The following is a 17,630-nucleotide window of genomic DNA, read 5'->3' on the forward strand; positions in this document are numbered from 1 at the left end:
GGAGAGAGTTGTGAAGTTCATGTTCAAAATTTCCGCATTGATGTCTGCCGTGCTGCTGGCAGGCTGTGTAGCTCCGCCACAGGAAGCGCCGCCGTCAGCAACCCAGGGCGCTGTTCAGGTGGAGTGCGGCGTGGCGTCGCCCCCTGGCTGCCGGGAACCGGCTGTACCACCGGTGTTTACCGAGTGGGAGCAGAAGATGCAGGCGGAGACTTCCAGCGCCGATGAATTGCGTCAACGTGCGGTGGAGGCCATGGCTACCTTGCCCGTCAAGCAGCGCATCGGTGCGAGTGAGACGGTGACGACCGAGCAGGTTTTCAAGTCCAGCCAGACGAGTGGCACCCGCAATATCAAGGTGCTCGACTCGGTGGTGATCGATCTTCCCTGGGCTGCCAAGGCTACCCAGGAGCACAAGGATGCGATGACGGCCATCAAGGACATTGCCACGTTGATGGCGGACAACCGTGGGGGCGCCACGATATATGTCACCGTCTCCCCCCGTGACCTGCGGGCCAAGAAGGTGAACCTGAAGTCCGGCACTGCGCCCACCGAAGCCGGCAACCCGGTGGAAGTGAAGAAATCGGCTGACAAAAACGTGCCGGCAGGGATTGAGCATTTCGTGATCCAGGCCAGGCCCTGGGTCAGCACGATCAACTGACGCTCGCTTTGCATGAATGGCCTGGCCGCGCGTGTGCGGCCTGCCATGGATACAGTTCGCAGCAGTGCTGCATAGCAGGAGGCCGCAGTGCGCATGGCACGGTGGCCGCTCAAGTAGAAAAAGGAGAATTGCATGTCTTCCACCAAATCCATGCTCAAGTCGATTGACTTTGGCCAATTGATGCGGGCGGCCGAGGGGCTGACGCAATGGCGCGTGCTCGGTCTGTCGTTTCTGACCTGGCTGGCCGGCGGGCTGGTGCTGATGGGCGGCCAGATGCTGGCCACCCGCATGGGCAGCGTGTTCCTGGCTTTCCTCTTTTTTGTTGCGGCCCTCATTGTGTTCTGGGCAGGTACATCGGCGGTGGGCATCCTGCTGCAGGACAAGGCCAAGGATGTGGAAGAGCGCAGCATTGCCGACGCCTTGAGGGCGGGGCTGTTGTGCGTACCCAAATTCATCCTGTTTGGTCTGCTGGTGCTGGCCCTGGTGCTGGCGCTGTGTCTGGTGGGGGCTCTGGTCTACTTCATCTGCAAGATACCCTTCATCGGGCCGATCCTGCTGTTCTTTGCCCATCCGGCAATGGTCATCATTGCATCGGTGTTCTTCATCGCCTTGTACTGGGTGGCTGCGCCTTTGTTGGCCCCAGCCATCTGGGATGGCCGCAGCCTCAAGGGCGCGGTGTCGCTGGTGGTGTCGGTGGTGCGTACACGCCTGGTGCCGCTGGTGCTGATGCTGCTGGCGCTGTATGTGGTGGTCGGCATCATTGCGCTGGTGCTGTTCAGCGGCTTCGTGCCGGGCTTTGCATACATGACGGCCCTGGCCAGCGGCATCATCGGCCCTACCATGCTGGGCGGTTTTGGCGGAGGTGCATTTGGCCCGATGGCATTCAATGGCCATCTGGTCGCGGGCACCCTGTCCACCGTCATCCTGTTTGCAGTGCTGATGGCCCTGACCATGCAGGTCATGATCATGGGCATGAACATCATCTACCTGATGGTGACGGATGGCCTGGATGAAAAGGCCACCGAAGAAAGCCTGCAGGCCGGCATTGCCCTGGCGCGCGAAAAGGCCCGCCAGGCGCAGGACATGGCCCGTGAAGCCGCCGACAAGGTGCGCCATGCCACCCATACGGAGACACATGCTCCTCAAGCAGGAGCACCATCCACCGGTATGCCGGGTACTGCTGGTCAGAACAGCAGGCCATCATCTGCCGCCAACCCGGCGGACATCTTTGCCGCAAGTCCCGCAGCAACACCGGCTGCCAACAGTGCGGCGGCTGGCCTGGGGGCTACCGTGGCAACCGCCGCCCATGTGGCAGTGCAGGCAGCGCATGCCCCGACGGCTCAAGGCTCTCAAGGTCCGGCAGTGACCCCTGTCGCCCCGGCCGCCACGGAGGCATCTGCGCCAGCGCCGCAACCAGCCAAGGCCGCCGTGGAATCCGTACCGCCGGTGCAAGCACTAGCACCTGTGGCGCCCGTCTCGCCGCCAGCCCCGGTAGCCACGCCTTCTGGCGCTGCTGTACCCGGGGCGACGTCCACGGCAACGCCAGCACAGTCAGCCACCCAGGCGCCTTTGCCGCGCTGCAGCAACTGCTTTGAAGTGGTTGCCGACGACGACATGTTCTGCGGGCACTGTGGACACAAGCTGCACTGAGCGTATAAAACGCAGCAAGAGGCGCCTTGGCGCCTCTTTTTTTATTCAAATGCTGGTAATTAGCGGTAATTGACCGTGTTTGGTCTGCAGGATTGGTAAAAGAGTGTTGCCGCAATGGCGCTTTGGCCTTAAAACCGGTGGGACGCAGCGGCGATTCGCTGCATGGCAGGTTACACTTTGCCGATTCATGTCCAGTCCATAGATCGGCTACTACATCCATGTCAGGTGAAACGACGCAGCGCAGCGGTTTTGATATGAAAAGCGCCCAGTTGCCGGTGGTCGCATTTGCGTTGCGGTCGACAGATGCCGAGCAGCTGGCGCGCGAGTTTTCTGAGCGCTTCGGCAGTGACTCGGAGCTGTTCGACAACGATCCCGTGCTGATTGACCTGGTGCAGGTGCGCGATGCAGAGACGCCCATCGACTTCGAGGCGCTGATGGCCTTGCTGCGCCAGTACCGCACCATGCCGGTGGCCGTGCGCGGCGGCAATGCGCAGCAGATGCAGGCCGCCCGTGCGGCTGGCCTCACTGCCGCGCCCGAGGCGCCACCGGTGCGCGCAACCGCTGCGGAAGAGCCCGCAGTGCGCGAGGTGATCCACGAGGTGGAAGTGGTCAAGGAAGTGCAATTGCCGGCCAAGACCACGGTGCGGGTGGACAAACCCATGCGCTCGGGCCAGCAGGTCTATGCGGCAGGCAGCGATGTGGTGGTCAATGCGGTTGTCAGTTTTGGTGCCGAAGTGATTGCCGACGGAAATGTGCACGTGTATGGCCCATTGCGCGGACGGGCCGTGGCCGGTGCGCGGGGCGATACGTCGGCCCGCATCTATTGCACCTGTTTTGAGCCGCAACTGGTATCGATTGCCGGTATCTACCGTACGGTTGAATCGGACTTGCCGCCGGATGTGGCGGGCAAGCCTGCGATGGTGCGCCTGGATGGCGAAAAACTGCTGATTGAGCCGCTATAGGCGGCCTGGAATGGTGAGCTCTGGAGACGGCCCACCGGGGCATTGAACAATTGAGGACGTAAAGAGAACGGATCATAAGATGGCAAAAATCGTCGTTGTAACTTCCGGCAAAGGCGGAGTTGGCAAAACCACCACCAGTGCAAGCTTTGCGGCTGGTCTGGCATTGCAGGGCCACAAAACGGCCGTGATCGACTTTGACGTCGGCCTGCGCAATCTCGATCTGATCATGGGTTGCGAGCGCCGCGTGGTGTACGACCTGATCAATGTGATCCAGGGCGAGGCCAACCTGAACCAGGCATTGATCAAGGACAAGCAGCTGGAAAACCTCTACATCCTGGCAGCGTCGCAGACCCGTGACAAGGATGCGCTGACGCAGGATGGCGTCGAGAAGATTCTCAAGGATCTGGCGGAGATGGATTTTGACTACATCGTCTGCGATTCGCCCGCCGGTATCGAAAGCGGTGCCTTGATGGCCATGCACTTTGCAGACGAAGCGCTGGTGGTGACCAACCCCGAGGTCTCATCCGTGCGAGATTCCGACCGCATCCTGGGCATGCTCAGCTCCAAGACGAAACGTGCCATCGACGGTGGCGACCCGATCAAGGAACACCTGCTCATCACCCGCTACAACCCCAACCGTGTACAGGATGGCCAGATGCTGTCGCTGGAGGACATCCAGGACATTCTGCGCATCAAGCTGATTGGCGTGATCCCCGAGTCCGAATCGGTGCTGCAGGCATCCAACCAGGGTACGCCTGCGATCAACCTGCCTGAAACGGATGTGTCGGAAGCCTACAAGGATGTGGTGTCGCGCTTTCTGGGCGAAGACAAGCCGATGCGCTTCATCGAAGCGCAAAAGCCTGGCTTCTTCAAACGTATTTTCGGGAGGTAAGCGCCATGTCCTTGCTGTCCCTGTTCCTGGGTGAAAAGAAGAAGACGGCCTCGGTTGCGAAAGAGCGCCTGCAGATCATTCTGGCGCACGAGCGCACCGGCCGCAGCAACAACCAGCCCGACTACCTGCCTGCGCTGCAAAAAGAGCTGATGGCCGTGATCGCCAAGTACGTTTCGGTCAATCCAGACGATGTCCGCGTCAATCTGGAGCGCCAGGACAACCTGGAAGTGCTGGAAGTCAAGATCGAGCTGCCAGACGCCAAGTAAGCCCGGCGCCAATAGGTCAGGTAGCCTGTGAATAAACGAACGCGACCCAAGGGTCGCGTTTTTCATGTGGATAACGATGGTTTCAATCGCTGCTGCCGCAAGATGGATAAGTGCTGGCGGCCTATTTATCCACAAATCCTTGCTTTATGCACTGCTTTCGGAGGACTTGTCATAGGCATGCGCCTTCCAGTACTTGAAGGTGCCCTGTGCGGTGGCCAGAATGCGGCGCTCCGAATCATAGATATTGGCCTGGCACGTGCACAGCGAGCGGCCCTGGTTGATGACCCAGCCTTCAGCCACCAACGGGCCGCGCCCTGGATAGATGAAGCGTGACGACATCTCCACCGTCACTGCGGTGCTCGATGGCGCTCCGGGCGCCAGTACGGCCGCACGTGACATGGCTACATCCAGCAAGGTCATCAGAATGCCGCCATGCGCGGCGGGTAGTTGATTGCACAGGTCCTCGCGCAGATCCGACAGGTGCACGCGCACAATGCCGTCCTCAAAGTTCGGGTCTTGCCTGGCGCCAATGAGGCGCAGGAAAGGCACGCGGCTGTTCATGTCCTCGATGCTCATGTGATGGCGATCTACCGTGCTCATCGGGCCGTCTCCATGATTGGCGCCACCAAGTGCAGCTCGAACTCGCCGGTCATGCGTTGGCCCTCGCTTCGCGCACCATGTTGCGCGCGATGATGATCTGCTGGATCTGCGTGGTGCCCTCGTATAGGCGGAACAGACGCACATCGCGGTAGAAGCGCTCGATGCCGTATTCGGCCATGTAGCCCGCTCCGCCGAGGATCTGCACAGCACGGTCGGCCACGCAGCCACACATTTCGGTGGCAAACATCTTGGCGCTCGACGCCTCGGTGGACACGTTCTGGCCATCGTCACGCCGACGGGCTGCGTCGATGGTCATGCACTCGGCGGCATACAGCTCTGCCTGGCTGTCGGCCAGCATGGCCTGCACCAGCTGAAAATCGCAGATCGCCTGGCCGAACTGCTTGCGCTCCAGCGAATACTGCAACGCATCGCGCAGAATGCGCTTGGCGCAGCCCACGGCCACGGCGGCAATGTGGATGCGGCCCTTTTCCAGCACCTTCATCGCGGTCTTGAAGCCCCGGCCCTCCTGCAGGCCAATCAGGTTTGCGGCAGGCACTTTCACGTTGTCAAAGATCACGTCGCAGGTGTGCGCGCCCCGCTGGCCCATCTTCTTGTCGTATTTGCCAAAGCTGATGCCGGGCGTCTTTGCGTCAACGATGAAGGACGACACGCCGCCCGCGCCCTTGTCGGCCGGGTTGGTGCGCGCCATCAGCGTGAACATTCCGGCGTGCGGTGCATTGGTGATGAAGCGCTTGGTGCCGTTGACGATGTAGTGGTCGCCTTGCTTGATGGCTGTGGTGCGCAGCGATGCGGCATCCGATCCAGCTTCGGGCTCGGTCAGTGCAAACGAGGCGATCACCTCGCCGGTGGCCAGCTTGGGCAGCCACTGGGCCTTCTGCGTATCGGTGCCGTCCATCAGAATGCCTTGCGAGCCGATGCCCACGGTGGTGCCAATCACCGAGCGGAAGGCGGGCGAGGTCTGGCACAGTTCCAGCAGCACGCGCACCTCCTCTTCCATCGTCAGCTCCAGGCCACCGAACTGCTCGGGGATAGTGAGGCCGAACAAGCCCAGCTCGCGCATTTCCTGCACGATGGACTCGGGGATCTCATCGGTCTCGGCCACTTCGTTTTCGGCCGGTACCAGGCGCTCACGCACAAAGCGTCGTACGCTGTCGAGCAGCGCTTCCAGGGTTTCGTTATCGCGGATCATGTCTGCAGTCCTGTCACAAAGTTGCGGCCGTGCCGAGGATCGCCGTGGCCTGGCTGGACAGCGTGCCGCCGTTGCCATGGGCCAGGGCCAGCTGGGCGCCTGCGATCTGGCGTTCGCCACAATTGCCGCGCAATTGGCGCACGGCTTCGATCAATGCAAAGATGCCATACATGCCCGGGTGCACGCACGACAGTCCCCCACCGTTGGTGTTGACCGGCAGGCTGCCGCCGGGCGCAATCGCGCCGCTGGCAACAAAGGCACCGGCCTCACCCTTTCTGACAAAGCCCAGGTCCTCCAGAAAGAGCAGGGTGTTGATCGTGAAGGCGTCATACAGCTCCACGACATCCATGTCCGCAGCCTGCAATCCGGCCATTGCAAAGGCCTGCGCGCCCGATTGGCTGGCGGCGGTCACCGTCAGGTCGGGCATCGACGAGATCTGGCGGTTCCAGCAGGCCGTGGCGTTGCCCAGCACATAGATGGGGGCGTTCGGGGCGTTTTTGGCGTCTTCGGCGCGGCTCAGCACAAAGGCGCCGGCGCCGTCGGTGACCAGGCAGCAATCGCGCACGGTGAACGGGTCTGCAATCATGCGAGCGCCCAATACCTCTTCAATGGTCAGCGGGTCGCGCATGAAGGCTTCGGGGTTCTTCTGTGCCCATTGGCGGGCTGACACCGCCACGGCGGCCAGCTGCTCGCGCGTGGTGCCGTACTGGTGCATATGGCGCGCAGCGGCCATGGCATAGGCGGCCACCGGCATCACGGGCTCGAAGGGGTGTTCGAAAAGCTGCGGATCCATGAACTTGCGTGCGGCAGTCGATTCCTTGCGGCCAAAGGCGGCAGAGCGCTGCGCGCTGCCGTAGCACACCAGCACATGCTTGCACTGGCCCGCTTCAAGCGCCATGATCGAGGGCAGCAGGTGAGCGATGAAGCTCGACCCACCCACCATGGTGCCATTGATGTAATTGGGGTTGATACCCAGGTGTTCGATGACCGGCATGGGCCACATGGTGGCATTGACGCTGCAGGTCGCCAGTCCGTCGATGTCCTGCATGGTCAGGCCTGCATCGGCCACGGCCGCATGCGCGGCGCGCGCCAGCAGCATCATGTCGTCAGAGCCGGGAGTCTCGCCGCAGCCGTAGGTGGCAACGCCGGTGATGGCCGCCTTGCCGCGCAGCGCGCGCAGGCCGGAGCTGGTGTGTACTTGTGCCATGTGCTTGTCCTTTTCGTTCTTATGCGGCCTTGAATACCACCAAGCCCTTGCCGTTGTGCTGCACCACTTGTGCGCGCACCGCCATGCCGATCTTCACATCGGCTGGCGCCATGCCTTCGACGCGGCTCATCATGCGCGGGCCTTCGGCCAGATCGACCAGTGCCACGTTGTAGTCGCCCCCGGCCTCGGCCTTGCGGCGGATGACCGTGGTCGAGTACACCGTACCCTGGCCGGAGGGCTGTTCCCAGGCCAGTTGGTCACTGCCGCAATGCGGACACAGTTCGCGAGGATAGAAGATGGCCTTGTGGCAGGCCGTGCAGCGCTGGATCTGGAAGCTGCCTGCATCGAGCGCGGCCTGGTATTGGCTTGACATCGAAGGTGTCATTGCGTTGTCTTTCTCGGTATTGCGGTATCGGGCGGATGGTGGAGCATGGGCGATTTCATCCCGGCACGCAATTATTGGTTGCGGAAGAGGGGGTTTGGCGCGACTTGATCAACGCAGGCGACAACCTGAAACAGACGCCAGATCACAAACACGTTCTTTGAGCAGGTTCTTAGGGTTTTCAAGGCTTTGGCACAGGCTAAGGCACGGCTTTGCAAAGGCAAAAGCTGCTGCGCCATAAAGCTCTAGCATCAGGGGCTCAATAAGAATCGGAGACAAGAACATGAGGAAAACCACACTGGGGCTGGCTGCCGCATTGGCGTGCCTTGCAGCGCAGGCGCAGGGCATCTCGGGAGATGTCGTGAAGATCGCAGTGCTCAGCGACATGTCGAGCCTGTATGCCGACACGGCGGGAAAAGGTTCGGTGGAAGCCGCCAGGATGGCCATCGCCGACTTCGGCGGCACCGTGCTGGGCAAGAAGATCGAGCTGGTCTCGGCTGACCACCAGAACAAGGCAGACGTGGCTGCGACCAAGGCGCGCCAGTGGTTCGACAGCGACGGTGTGGACATGGTCATGAACATGAACAACTCCGCAGTCGCCATCGCGGTCAACGGCCTGGCACGCGAGCGGAACAAGATGGTGATGAACACCGGCGCCGTCTCGACTGCATTGACCAATGAGCATTGCGGCGCCACCCTGGTGCACTACACCTATGACACCTACGCCATGACCAACGCCGCAGTCAAAGGCGTGCTGGCGCAAGGCAAGAAGGACTGGTTCATCATTTCGGTCGACTACGCAGCAGGCAAGGCCATGGCGGCCACGGCGACAGAGTTTGTGGAAGCGGGCGGTGGCAAGATCACCGGTCAGGTGGCGCACCCGCTCAATGCCAGCGATTTCTCCTCATACGTCACGCAGGCGCAGGCCTCCAAGGCGCAGGTGGTGACGCTGGCCAATGCAACCAACGACACGGTCAACACCATCAAGGCGGCGTACGACTTTGGCCTGACGAAGAACCAGGTACTGGTGCCGCAGCTGATGTTCATCAACGACATCCATGGCCTGGGTCTCAAATACGGTCAGGGCATGACCTTCGCCACCGCCTTCTATTGGGACCGCACGCCCGAATCGCGGGCATGGGCCAAGCGTTATTTCGAACGCATGAAGAAGATGCCGTCGATGGTGCAGGCGGGTGATTATTCCGCCGTGATGACTTACCTGCAGGCCATCAAGGAGGCGGGTACCGACGATGGAGTGGCCGTGGCGGCGCAGCTCAGGAAGATGAAGATCAACGACGCCTTCTCGCAGAACGGCTACGTGCGTGAGGACGGCCGCATGGTGCACGACATGTATGTGGTGCAGGTGAAAAAGCCCGAGGAATCGAAGGCGCCCTGGGATTACTACAAGGTCGTGTCCACCATTCCCGGCGAAGAGGCCTTCCGTCCTCTGTCCAAGAGCACCTGCTCGCTGGTGAAGAAATCCTGATCACAGACCGCTGATTCATTGCCGACATCCAGGAGACAAGCCATGAAACATTTGACAGCCATCGCCACACTTGCAGCCACTGTTACCGCAGCCGCACTACCCGTTCAGGCCCAGGCCATCTCGGGTGATGTGGTGAAGATCGCAGTGCTCAGCGATATGTCCGGCCCCTATGCCGACACGGCCGGACGAGGTTCGGTCGAGGCCACGAAGATGGCGGTCGAGGATTTTGGTGGGACGGTGGCAGGAAAGAAGATCGAGGTGGTCTTTGCCGACCACCAGGGCAAGGCCGACGTGGGGGCGAGCCGCGCGCGCACCTGGTTCGACACCGAAGGTGTGGACGTGGTGGTGGACCTGAACAACTCTGCCGTCGCCATGGCGGTCTACAACCTCGCCAAGGAACGTAACAAGCTCATCCTCACCTCGGGAGGCGCTTCGGACGCGCTGACCAGCGAGGCTTGCATTCCCACCGCCATTCACTACACCTACGATACCTATGCAATGGCCAGCGGCGTGGCACATGCCATGCTGGAAAAGGGCAAGAAGGACTGGTACATCATGGCGGTGGACTATGCCTTTGGGAAAGCAGGGGCCGAGACGGTGACCAACATCGTCAGCAAGGGCGGAGGCAAGATCGTAGGACGCACCAACTTCCCACTCAATGCCAGCGACTTCTCCTCGTTTGTATTGCAGGCGCAGGAGTCCAAGGCACCTGTCGTTACGCTGGTGAGTGCGGGCAACGACACCATCAACGCGATCAAGTCGGCCAACCAGTTCGGGCTGATGAAGAACCAGACCGTGGCGCCGCAGTTCATGTTCATCCAGGATGTGCACTCCCTCGGCCTCAAGACCGCCCAGGGCCTGACATTTGCCACCGCCTTCTACTGGGACCGCACCCCCGAGACGCGCGCCTTCTCGCAGCGCTTTTTTGAGCGCATGGGCAAGAAAACCATGCCGTCCATGGTGCATGCAGGCACATATTCGGCGGTAACCCAATACCTGAAGGCGGTTGCAGCTATCAATTCTGATGATGGACCGGCGGTAACCAAGTACCTCAAGTCCAACAAGCTCGAAGACTTCTTCAGCCAGAACGGCCATGTGCGAGAAGATGGTCGCATGGTGCACGACCTGTACCTGGCCCAGGTCAAGTCGCCCGATGAATCGAAGGGCCCGTGGGATTACTACAAGATCCTTGCCACCATCCCCGGCGACAAGGCCTTCCGCCCCATGGCCGATGGCAAATGTGCACTGGTGAAGAAATAGGCACAGGCTTATCCACAACACAGCGCGGTCTTCCTTTTTGGATGGATCGTCTCATGCACTAAAGACACCCGCAGGAGCCAACCATGTCCCATGCTTATCCACAATTGCAGCTGTTTATCAACGGCCAATGGCTACCCCCCGAGGGGCGCAAGAGCGAGCCGGTGTTCAACCCTGTGGACGAATCGGTGTTGGGCGATCTTCCCCACGCCAGCCAGGCCGATCTGCAGGCTGCATTGCAGGCTGCCAGTGCTGCCTTTGAAGGCTGGAAACGCATATCGCCGCTTGCGCGCTCCGACATCCTGCGCAAGGCTGCCAGCCTGATCCGCGAACGTGCCACCCATATTGCCACCTGCATGACGCTGGAGCAGGGCAAGCCTTTGCGCGAAGCAAGGCTCGAAGTACTGGCCGCCGCCGACACCTATGACTGGTACGCCGAAGAAGGCCGCCGCAACTATGGTCGACTGGTACCCGGCAAGACGCCTACCCAGCGCATTGCCGTGCACCATGAGCCGGTCGGTGTCTGCGCCGCCTTTGCACCATGGAATTTTCCCGCCATCACTCCCGCTCGCAAGATCGCAGGGGCGCTGGCTGCGGGCTGTACGCTGATCCTCAAACCTGCAGAAGAAACCCCGGCCACTGCGCAGGAGCTGGTGCGCGTGCTGCACGACGCCGGGCTGCCCGCTGGTGTGCTGAACATGGTGTTTGGCGTGCCAGCAGAAGTATCAGGCTACCTGCTCGATCAGCCCGAAGTTGCAAAATTCTCGTTCACCGGCTCCACTGCGGTGGGCAAGATGCTTGCCTCGCAGGCCGCCAGGAGCATGAAGCGCGCCACGCTGGAGCTGGGTGGCCACGCACCCGTCATTGTCTGGAAGGACGCAGACGTGGCCAAGGCCGCTGATACGCTGGTTGCGGGCAAGTTCCGTAATGCAGGGCAGGTCTGCATTTCGCCCACGCGCTTTTATGTGCACCGCGAGGTGTTCGACAGCTTTGTAGAGGCGTTTGTGGGGCGCACAAAGCAGCTCAAGGTGGGCAATGGCCTGGAAGAGGCCAGCACCATGGGGCCTTTGGCCAACCCGCGTCGCATTGAAGCATTGACGCGCCTGATCGCCGACGCGCAAAAACGCGGAGCCACCTTGCATACAGGCGGCAAGCGCATGCCGGGCGCGGGCTTCTTCTGGGAGCCCACGGTGCTCAGCCATGTCGATGAAGACGCAGGCCTGATGAACGAGGAACCGTTTGGCCCGGTGGCGCTCATCAATCCTGTGGACAACATGGAAGAGGCACTGCGCCGCGCCAACCGCCTGCAGTATGGCCTGGCGGCCTACGCCTTCACGCAGGACAGCGGCGTGCGCCAGCAGCTGGCCAACGGCGTGCAAACCGGCATGCTGGGCATCAACACCTTGAACATCTCGATGGCCGAGGCGCCGTTCGGTGGCATCAAGGAAAGCGGCTGGGGATCCGAGTGTGGCATTGAAGGGCTGCAGGCGTATTGCAACATCAAGCTGGTGAGCGAGGACCAGTAAGCCAGCTGCCATTGATGGAAAGATGAGCTGGTGATGCCTGGGACGGCTTTATCCGGGCATCACCAAAGGGCTACCCGGCGGCCGAAGCTCTCAAGGCTGCGTTGAAGCGGCTCAACGCGGCTTCACAAATTGCGCGATCCGGACTCTGTGCGACATCCATCTGCATTCCATCAGCGGTGGTCAGTCTGATGGAGTAGTACAGATCGCCCTCTGAATCTTTGGTCTCCACAAGCGCTGCTCCGGCAAGGTCTGCCGCGTGAATGATCTGGGATTCTGTCCTGAGTGGATAGCGCCTGAGAATATGCACGGACCCGGAAGTGTCAACCCTTGCCTCGATACAAGGGATGCCCATCAGATACCAGGCTGCGCCAAGCCCGGCAGCCCAGAACACCGCAAGTACGGTTGGCATGAGCCATGGCAGGGCGTGGTCGAATGCGGATGGTGAATCAGTCTGCACATGCGAGAGGCCATCGCGAATGAGGATGTATGTAAACATGGCGCACATCAGCAAAAAGCATGCAGAGAACCACCATCCGAATCGAGCTGCCTTGTTGCTGAGCTTCATGATTTCTGTGCTCCATTCAATGGACGATGGGTCGGGCCCCTGCCCGCTGCTTTGGCAAATGAGTCTGCACACTATATATGGCCGCCGAACATGGTGAAATCCTGGGGCAGCTAGTTACTTGCGCTGCGCTTGCGGGGAACCAATGGCGGGCCGGGCACTCCGACAGTGGATACACAGGTGCTGCAGATGACCTCTGCAGCCCTTTTTTTCTGATTGGAAAGAGAACATTCATGAGCGCCAGTTTGCAGGTTGGGCCGTTTGCGCTGCCCTGGGGTTTGCTGGTCTTGCTGCTGGCGTTTCTGGCGGCTGACCAGTTGTATACGCGTTGGGCACGCAAGCTAGGGTTGACCATCGCACCCCATGTCTGGCTGTTGCCGCTGTTGGCCCTGGTGGCCGCACGCGCAGGTTTTGTGGCTCGCTATGCCGACGAATACCTGGCGCAGCCGCTGTCCATCATCAATATCCGTGACGGTGGCTGGGAGCCCTGGGCCGCATTGGCGGTGGCGATCATATACATCTGGTGGCTGTGGTTGCGCAAGCAGGCCGTCTTTCAGCCATTGGCCGGTGCTGCGGTTCTGTTTGGCGCAGTATGGCTGGGCGGCAATGCGCTGGTGCAGCAATTGTCGGGCAGCGACAAGGCCCTGCCGACACTGCAACTGGTAGCGCTGGACGCGAAGACGCACGCACTCGATCAGTTCAAAGGCAAGCCCGTGGTAATCAATCTGTGGGCCAGCTGGTGCACGCCTTGCGTGCGTGAAATGCCTGCGCTGCTTGAAGCACAGCGGCGTTATCCGCAGGTGCAGTTCCTGTGGGTCAACCAGCAGGAAAAGCCCGAGGTGGCACTGGCTGCCGCACGCGGCTTTGGTTTGCCGGAAGCGCAGGTGCTGCTGGATCCGAGGAATGCCATGACCGAGGTGGCTGGCAGCCGCGCCTTGCCGACGACCCTGTTCTACGATGCCAATGGCCGGTTGCAGGGCATGCGTGTGGGCGAACTGTCGGCAGCGAGCCTGAATGAATTCATGGAAAAAATAGCGCCCGCGCCCCGTTAGAAAGCACAAAATGCTATTTTTTTGATAGTTCAGGATGACTCCAGGCGAGCCTGCAGTTCGCGCTTCATGACCTTGCCGTTGGCGTTGACGGGCAGGTCGTCGATGGCAATGATGCGCGCAGGGCGCTTGTAGGGCGCCAGGTGTTCGCGCAGGTGCGCCTGCAGCGCATCGGCATCTGGCGGATGCCTGGCATCCTGCACGATGAAGGCGATCACCGCCTCGTTGCCGTCAGCCTCTTTCTGGCCCACTACGGCGGCGCGCTGGATACCGGGGAAGCTGTTCAGCGCATGCTCGACCTCGCTGGGGTAGACGTTGAAGCCCGAGCGGATGATCATCTCCTTGAGGCGCCCCACCACAAACAGTGCGCCATCAGCATGCAGCTCGCCCAGGTCGCCTGTGGCGTACCAGCCGCCGTCGCGCAGTGCGGTCGCTGTGGCCTCGGCATCGCGGAAATAGCCGGGCATCAGGCCTGTGCCGCGAACCCATATTTCACCCCGCTCACCGCATGGCTGGGTGGCGCCGGTGTTCGGATCCACAATCTTCAGTTCGGCCCCTTCGATGCAATAGCCTGCGCTGGTGTCGCTGCGGGCTTCTTCCATGCGTGTCAGGTGCAGCGAGCCCGCGTATTCGCTCATGGCATAGCCATGGTGCAGCGTCTGGCCGAACAGGGCTTCCACCTTCTGCTTGAGGGCCAGATCAAGCGGCCCCGCACCGGTGTACAGATAGCGCAGTTGGGGGGCTGCGGGGCGGGTGATTCCCTGCTGCTCGCAATACTGCAGCAGGCGTGCAAACAGAGTGGGTGGGCCTTGCAGCTGGGTGATACCGTGGTGGGCCAGCGCATCCATCAGGTCGGCGGGCTCGAACTGGCTGCGCATCTCAAGCGCCGCGCCTGCATGCAGCGACGCCAGCAGCACGGTGCCCAGGCCAAAGATATGCGTCATCGGCACAAAGGCGTAGACCTTGTCCTGTGGCCCCAGCTGGCGCGATTGCGCCGATACGCGCGCGAAGTGCGCCACGCCACGGTGGCTCATCATCACGCCCTTGGGCGCGCCGGTGGTGCCGGATGTGAAGATGATGGCCGCCACCGGGTTGCCCATTGGCTCGGGCTCAGGCCGGGCATCGGCAAACACGGCGCTGTGCGCCAGACCCGGCACGCACGAAGGCGTGGCGCCAAAGCGCTCGCCATGCGCGGCTGCGGCTTTGGAGACGCGGTCGGTAAAGTAGATGATGCGGGCGTCGGCCTTGTCGGCAAAGGCGCGCACCTCACCCGGTGCCATGCGCGCATTCACGCCGCAGGCCCAGGCACCCACGCGGCTGGCAGCCAGCAGCAGGGCGGCATGCTCGGGGCAGTTTTCCGCCACAACCAGAACGCGGTCACCAGGGCGTACCTGCTGGCTGCGCAGCTCGGCTTCCAGCGCGTCCACCAGTTTGCCGAGATCGGCGTAGCTCAGGACACGATCAGGCAGATGGATGAAAGGGCGGTCGGGCGCCTCCTGCAGCCAGCGGTCCAGCAGTTCGTGAATACGGTCAACCATCAGTTCTTCTCATTTCTCTCAGCGTCTGCAAGGGGCCGCACGGCCCGCAATTGAAAGCACGACAGTGCCCTGCAAAGCGCGATCAGTCAATCACAATGCCCTGGGTTACGGTGGACCACATCTGGCGCTCCTGCGCGGCGCGCTCGGCCAGCTTTTGCGGGCTGCCCACCCACTCGTCATAGCCCAGCTCCTTGTACTTGGCCTTGAGCTCGGGCTGCGCCAGCGCTGCGTTGATGGACTTGTTGAGCTTGGCGGTCAGATCCGCAGGCATGTTCTTGGGGCCATATACCCCGTACCAGCCGCCCACATCAAAGCCTTTGAGGCCCTCGATGCCGCTCTCGGCAAACGTGGGAACGTTGGGGAGCGAGGGGTTGCGCTGCGGCGAGGTGACGGCAATGGCGCGCACCTTGCCGCTGTGGATGTAGGTGCTGGCGGTGCTGATGATGTCGAGCATCATGTTGATCTGGCCGCCGATCACATCAGTCATCGCGGGGGCATTGCCTTTGTAGGGCACGTGGTTCATCTCAATGCCGCTGCGCTTGGCAAACAGCAGCGCGCCCAGGTGGTTGGAGCCGCCAACGCCGGCCGACGCATAGTTGAGCTTGCCGGGGTGGGACTTGGCATACGCAACCAGCTCCTGCGTATTCTTGAAAGGTTGGTCGTTGTTGACGACGAGCACGTTGTAGTAGCTCAGAACCGGCGCAATAGGCGTCAGATCCTTGGCAGGATCGAACTGCATCTTGCTCATCACATTGGGGCTGATGGTGATGGTGGGGCTGGCGGCAAACCACAGGGTCAGGCCGTCAGGCTTGGCGCGCACCACTTCGCTGCCTGCCAGGGTGGCGTTGGCGCCAGTCTTGTTCTCGACGACCACGGTCTGGCCGAGCTCCTTGGACAGCGCAATGGCAAAAAGGCGAGCCCCCTGGTCCACCGGTCCGCCCGCAGAGTAGCCTACGAGCAGGCGCACGGGCGCCCCCGAGCCTTGGGCGCGCGCAACGCCACAGACGGCAAATGCAGCACAGGCGATAGCGGTAGCGGCCAGCAGGCTGCGGCGATTGAAAGTGGTCATGTTTTGTCTCCTAAAGTCTGCTCCCTCGTGCAAGGCTGGTATCGCACCGGGTCTTGAACGCTGGTCTGTTTTGCGAAAGAGGCGTGCTGCGCCGCAGGGTCAATACCTCTCGAACACTGCAGCAATGCCCTGGCCGCCGCCGATGCACATGGTCTCGAGCCCGTAGCGGCCCTTGCGGCGTTCCAGTTCATGCAGCAAGGTGGCCAGAATGCGCACACCTGTTGCACCGATGGGGTGGCCCAGCGAGATGCCTGAGCCATTCACGTTCAGGCGTTCGGGGTCATCCCATTCCAGTCCTTGCAGCACGGCCAGCACCTGGCAGGCAAAGGCTTCGTTGATCTCGACCAGGTCCATGTCGTGCATGGACAGCCCCAGTTTGGCCAGCAGTTTCTTGACGGCAGGCACCGGGCCAATGCCCATGCGCGATGGCTCGCAACCTGCGGCGGCCCAACCCACCAGGCTGGCCATGGGGGTCAGGTTCAGTTCCTTGAGCTTGTCTTCCGCCACGATCAGGCAGGCCGCAGAAGCATCGTTCTGCTGGCTGGCATTGCCCGCAGTGACGGTGCCGCCCTTCATCAGTGCGCGCAGTTTGCCCAGGCTGTCCATCGATGCGTCTGCACGGAAGCCCTCATCGCATTCAAACAGCGTGGGATCGCCTTTTTTCTGCGGCACGCTCACGGCAACCACCTCGGCGTTGAAGCGGCCCGCTTCCCAGGCAGCTGCGGCGCGCTGGTGGCTGCGCACGGCAAACGCATCGGCGGCCTCCCGGCTGATGCCATAGTCGCGCGCCAGATTCTCGGCGGTTTCGATCATGCCGGAGATGACACCGAAGCGTTCTGTCGGCTGCGAGCGTTCGCGGCCCCGGTCCAGGCGGTCATACATGGTCACACTGCCCGCGCGCTTGCCCCAGCGCAGGTCGGTGGTGTAGTACTCGATGTTGCTCATGCTTTCCACACCGCCCGCAATCACCACATCGGCAGTGCCACTCTGCACCATCATGCAGGCGGTCACCACGGCCTGCAGGCCGCCGCCGCATCGGCGGTCCAGCTGCATGCCCGGCACCTCTACCGGCAGGCCTGCCTGCAATGCGGCCCAGCGGCCCACGCAGGGCGTTTCGCTGCTCGCGTACGACTGGGCAAACACCACGTCATCGATACGGCTGGGGTCGATACCGCTTCTGTTCACCACGGCGCGCACCGTAGTGGCGGCTAGTTCTTCCACCGATACGGGGCGCAGACTGCCGCCGTAGGTGCCGACGGGGGTTCGCAAGGGGGTCACGATGGCTGCTCTGCGCATGCTTGTCTCCTCAATTCTGATAG

The 17,630-nt window shown here is 61.7% G+C and carries 17 protein-coding genes; 9 read left to right on the forward strand and 8 right to left on the reverse strand.

Annotated features, from left to right (window positions below; translation table 11 throughout):
* The first annotated feature begins 19 nt into the window (after window positions 1–19).
* The 5 genes from LAD35_RS00805 to minE all read left to right on the forward strand — a co-directional run bounded on the left by LAD35_RS00805 (window position 20) and on the right by minE (window position 4,425).
* Window positions 20–655: a hypothetical protein gene (locus LAD35_RS00805; protein WP_224150878.1), complete on the forward strand. Its 636-nt coding sequence runs from the start codon at window positions 20–22 to the stop codon at window positions 653–655.
* Window positions 656–787: 132 nt separating this feature from the next.
* Complete coding sequence (locus LAD35_RS00810; RefSeq protein ID WP_224150879.1) at window positions 788–2,305, forward strand: zinc ribbon domain-containing protein; 1,518 nt, start codon at window positions 788–790, stop codon at window positions 2,303–2,305.
* Between the two features lie 218 nt (window positions 2,306–2,523).
* Window positions 2,524–3,267 carry a septum site-determining protein MinC gene (minC, locus tag LAD35_RS00815; protein WP_224150880.1) on the forward strand — a complete coding sequence of 248 codons (744 nt, stop codon included), beginning with the start codon at window positions 2,524–2,526 and terminating at the stop codon, window positions 3,265–3,267.
* A 79-nt stretch (window positions 3,268–3,346) separates the two neighbouring features.
* Complete coding sequence (gene minD / locus LAD35_RS00820) at window positions 3,347–4,159, forward strand: septum site-determining protein MinD (protein WP_224150881.1); 813 nt, start codon at window positions 3,347–3,349, stop codon at window positions 4,157–4,159.
* 5 nt (window positions 4,160–4,164) lie between these two features.
* Window positions 4,165–4,425 (forward strand): cell division topological specificity factor MinE, encoded by a 261-nt coding sequence (minE, locus tag LAD35_RS00825; protein ID WP_184705154.1) that lies wholly within the window; start codon window positions 4,165–4,167, stop codon window positions 4,423–4,425.
* 144 nt (window positions 4,426–4,569) lie between these two features.
* On the opposite strand, the gene LAD35_RS00830 is transcribed toward minE, so the two are convergent.
* From LAD35_RS00830 to LAD35_RS00845, 4 genes are read right to left on the reverse strand one after another with little or no spacing between them, the layout of a single operon-like run.
* The gene (locus LAD35_RS00830) at window positions 4,570–5,025 is read right to left on the reverse strand and encodes a PaaI family thioesterase (RefSeq protein ID WP_224150882.1); all 456 of its coding nucleotides are present in this window, start codon (window positions 5,023–5,025) and stop codon (window positions 4,570–4,572) included.
* Between the two features lie 49 nt (window positions 5,026–5,074).
* Window positions 5,075–6,235, reverse strand: a complete 1,161-nt coding sequence (locus tag LAD35_RS00835; protein ID WP_224150883.1) for an acyl-CoA dehydrogenase family protein — start codon at window positions 6,233–6,235, stop codon at window positions 5,075–5,077.
* Window positions 6,236–6,248: 13 nt separating this feature from the next.
* Entirely contained in the window at window positions 6,249–7,442 is a 1,194-nt protein-coding gene (locus LAD35_RS00840; RefSeq protein ID WP_224150884.1) for a thiolase, read from the reverse strand.
* 19 nt (window positions 7,443–7,461) lie between these two features.
* The gene (locus LAD35_RS00845; RefSeq protein WP_224150885.1) at window positions 7,462–7,827 is read right to left on the reverse strand and encodes a Zn-ribbon domain-containing OB-fold protein; all 366 of its coding nucleotides are present in this window, start codon (window positions 7,825–7,827) and stop codon (window positions 7,462–7,464) included.
* Between the two features lie 280 nt (window positions 7,828–8,107).
* Here LAD35_RS00845 and LAD35_RS00850 point away from each other — a divergent pair, with 280 nt between their 5' ends.
* The 3 genes from LAD35_RS00850 to LAD35_RS00860 all read left to right on the forward strand — a co-directional run bounded on the left by LAD35_RS00850 (window position 8,108) and on the right by LAD35_RS00860 (window position 12,093).
* A complete protein-coding gene (locus tag LAD35_RS00850; RefSeq protein ID WP_224150886.1) occupies window positions 8,108–9,310 on the forward strand; it encodes an ABC transporter substrate-binding protein in 1,203 nt (400 codons plus the stop codon).
* A gap of 42 nt (window positions 9,311–9,352) precedes the next feature.
* The gene (locus LAD35_RS00855) at window positions 9,353–10,570 is read left to right on the forward strand and encodes an ABC transporter substrate-binding protein (RefSeq protein ID WP_224150887.1); all 1,218 of its coding nucleotides are present in this window, start codon (window positions 9,353–9,355) and stop codon (window positions 10,568–10,570) included.
* Window positions 10,571–10,653: 83 nt separating this feature from the next.
* Entirely contained in the window at window positions 10,654–12,093 is a 1,440-nt protein-coding gene (locus LAD35_RS00860) for an NAD-dependent succinate-semialdehyde dehydrogenase (protein WP_224150888.1), read from the forward strand.
* 70 nt (window positions 12,094–12,163) lie between these two features.
* Here LAD35_RS00860 and LAD35_RS00865 read toward each other — a convergent pair whose 3' ends face one another.
* Complete coding sequence (locus LAD35_RS00865) at window positions 12,164–12,658, reverse strand: hypothetical protein (RefSeq protein WP_224150889.1); 495 nt, start codon at window positions 12,656–12,658, stop codon at window positions 12,164–12,166.
* Between the two features lie 230 nt (window positions 12,659–12,888).
* On the opposite strand from LAD35_RS00865, the gene LAD35_RS00870 reads away from it, so the two are divergent.
* Window positions 12,889–13,707, forward strand: a complete 819-nt coding sequence (locus tag LAD35_RS00870) for a TlpA family protein disulfide reductase (RefSeq protein WP_224150890.1) — start codon at window positions 12,889–12,891, stop codon at window positions 13,705–13,707.
* A 29-nt stretch (window positions 13,708–13,736) separates the two neighbouring features.
* Here the strand turns inward: LAD35_RS00870 and LAD35_RS00875 are convergent, their stop codons facing one another.
* The 3 genes from LAD35_RS00875 to LAD35_RS00885 form a co-directional block, all read right to left on the reverse strand.
* On the reverse strand, window positions 13,737–15,242 hold the full coding sequence (locus tag LAD35_RS00875; protein WP_224150891.1) for a class I adenylate-forming enzyme family protein: 1,506 nt from the start codon (window positions 15,240–15,242) through the stop codon (window positions 13,737–13,739).
* Between the two features lie 82 nt (window positions 15,243–15,324).
* The gene (locus tag LAD35_RS00880) at window positions 15,325–16,311 is read right to left on the reverse strand and encodes a Bug family tripartite tricarboxylate transporter substrate binding protein (RefSeq protein WP_224150892.1); all 987 of its coding nucleotides are present in this window, start codon (window positions 16,309–16,311) and stop codon (window positions 15,325–15,327) included.
* A 99-nt stretch (window positions 16,312–16,410) separates the two neighbouring features.
* Window positions 16,411–17,607, reverse strand: a complete 1,197-nt coding sequence (locus LAD35_RS00885) for an acetyl-CoA C-acetyltransferase (RefSeq protein WP_224150893.1) — start codon at window positions 17,605–17,607, stop codon at window positions 16,411–16,413.
* Between the last annotated feature and the right edge of the window lie 23 nt (window positions 17,608–17,630).

The sequence above is a fragment of the Comamonas odontotermitis genome, from assembly GCF_020080045.1.
Lineage (GTDB): Bacteria > Pseudomonadota > Gammaproteobacteria > Burkholderiales > Burkholderiaceae_C > Comamonas > Comamonas odontotermitis.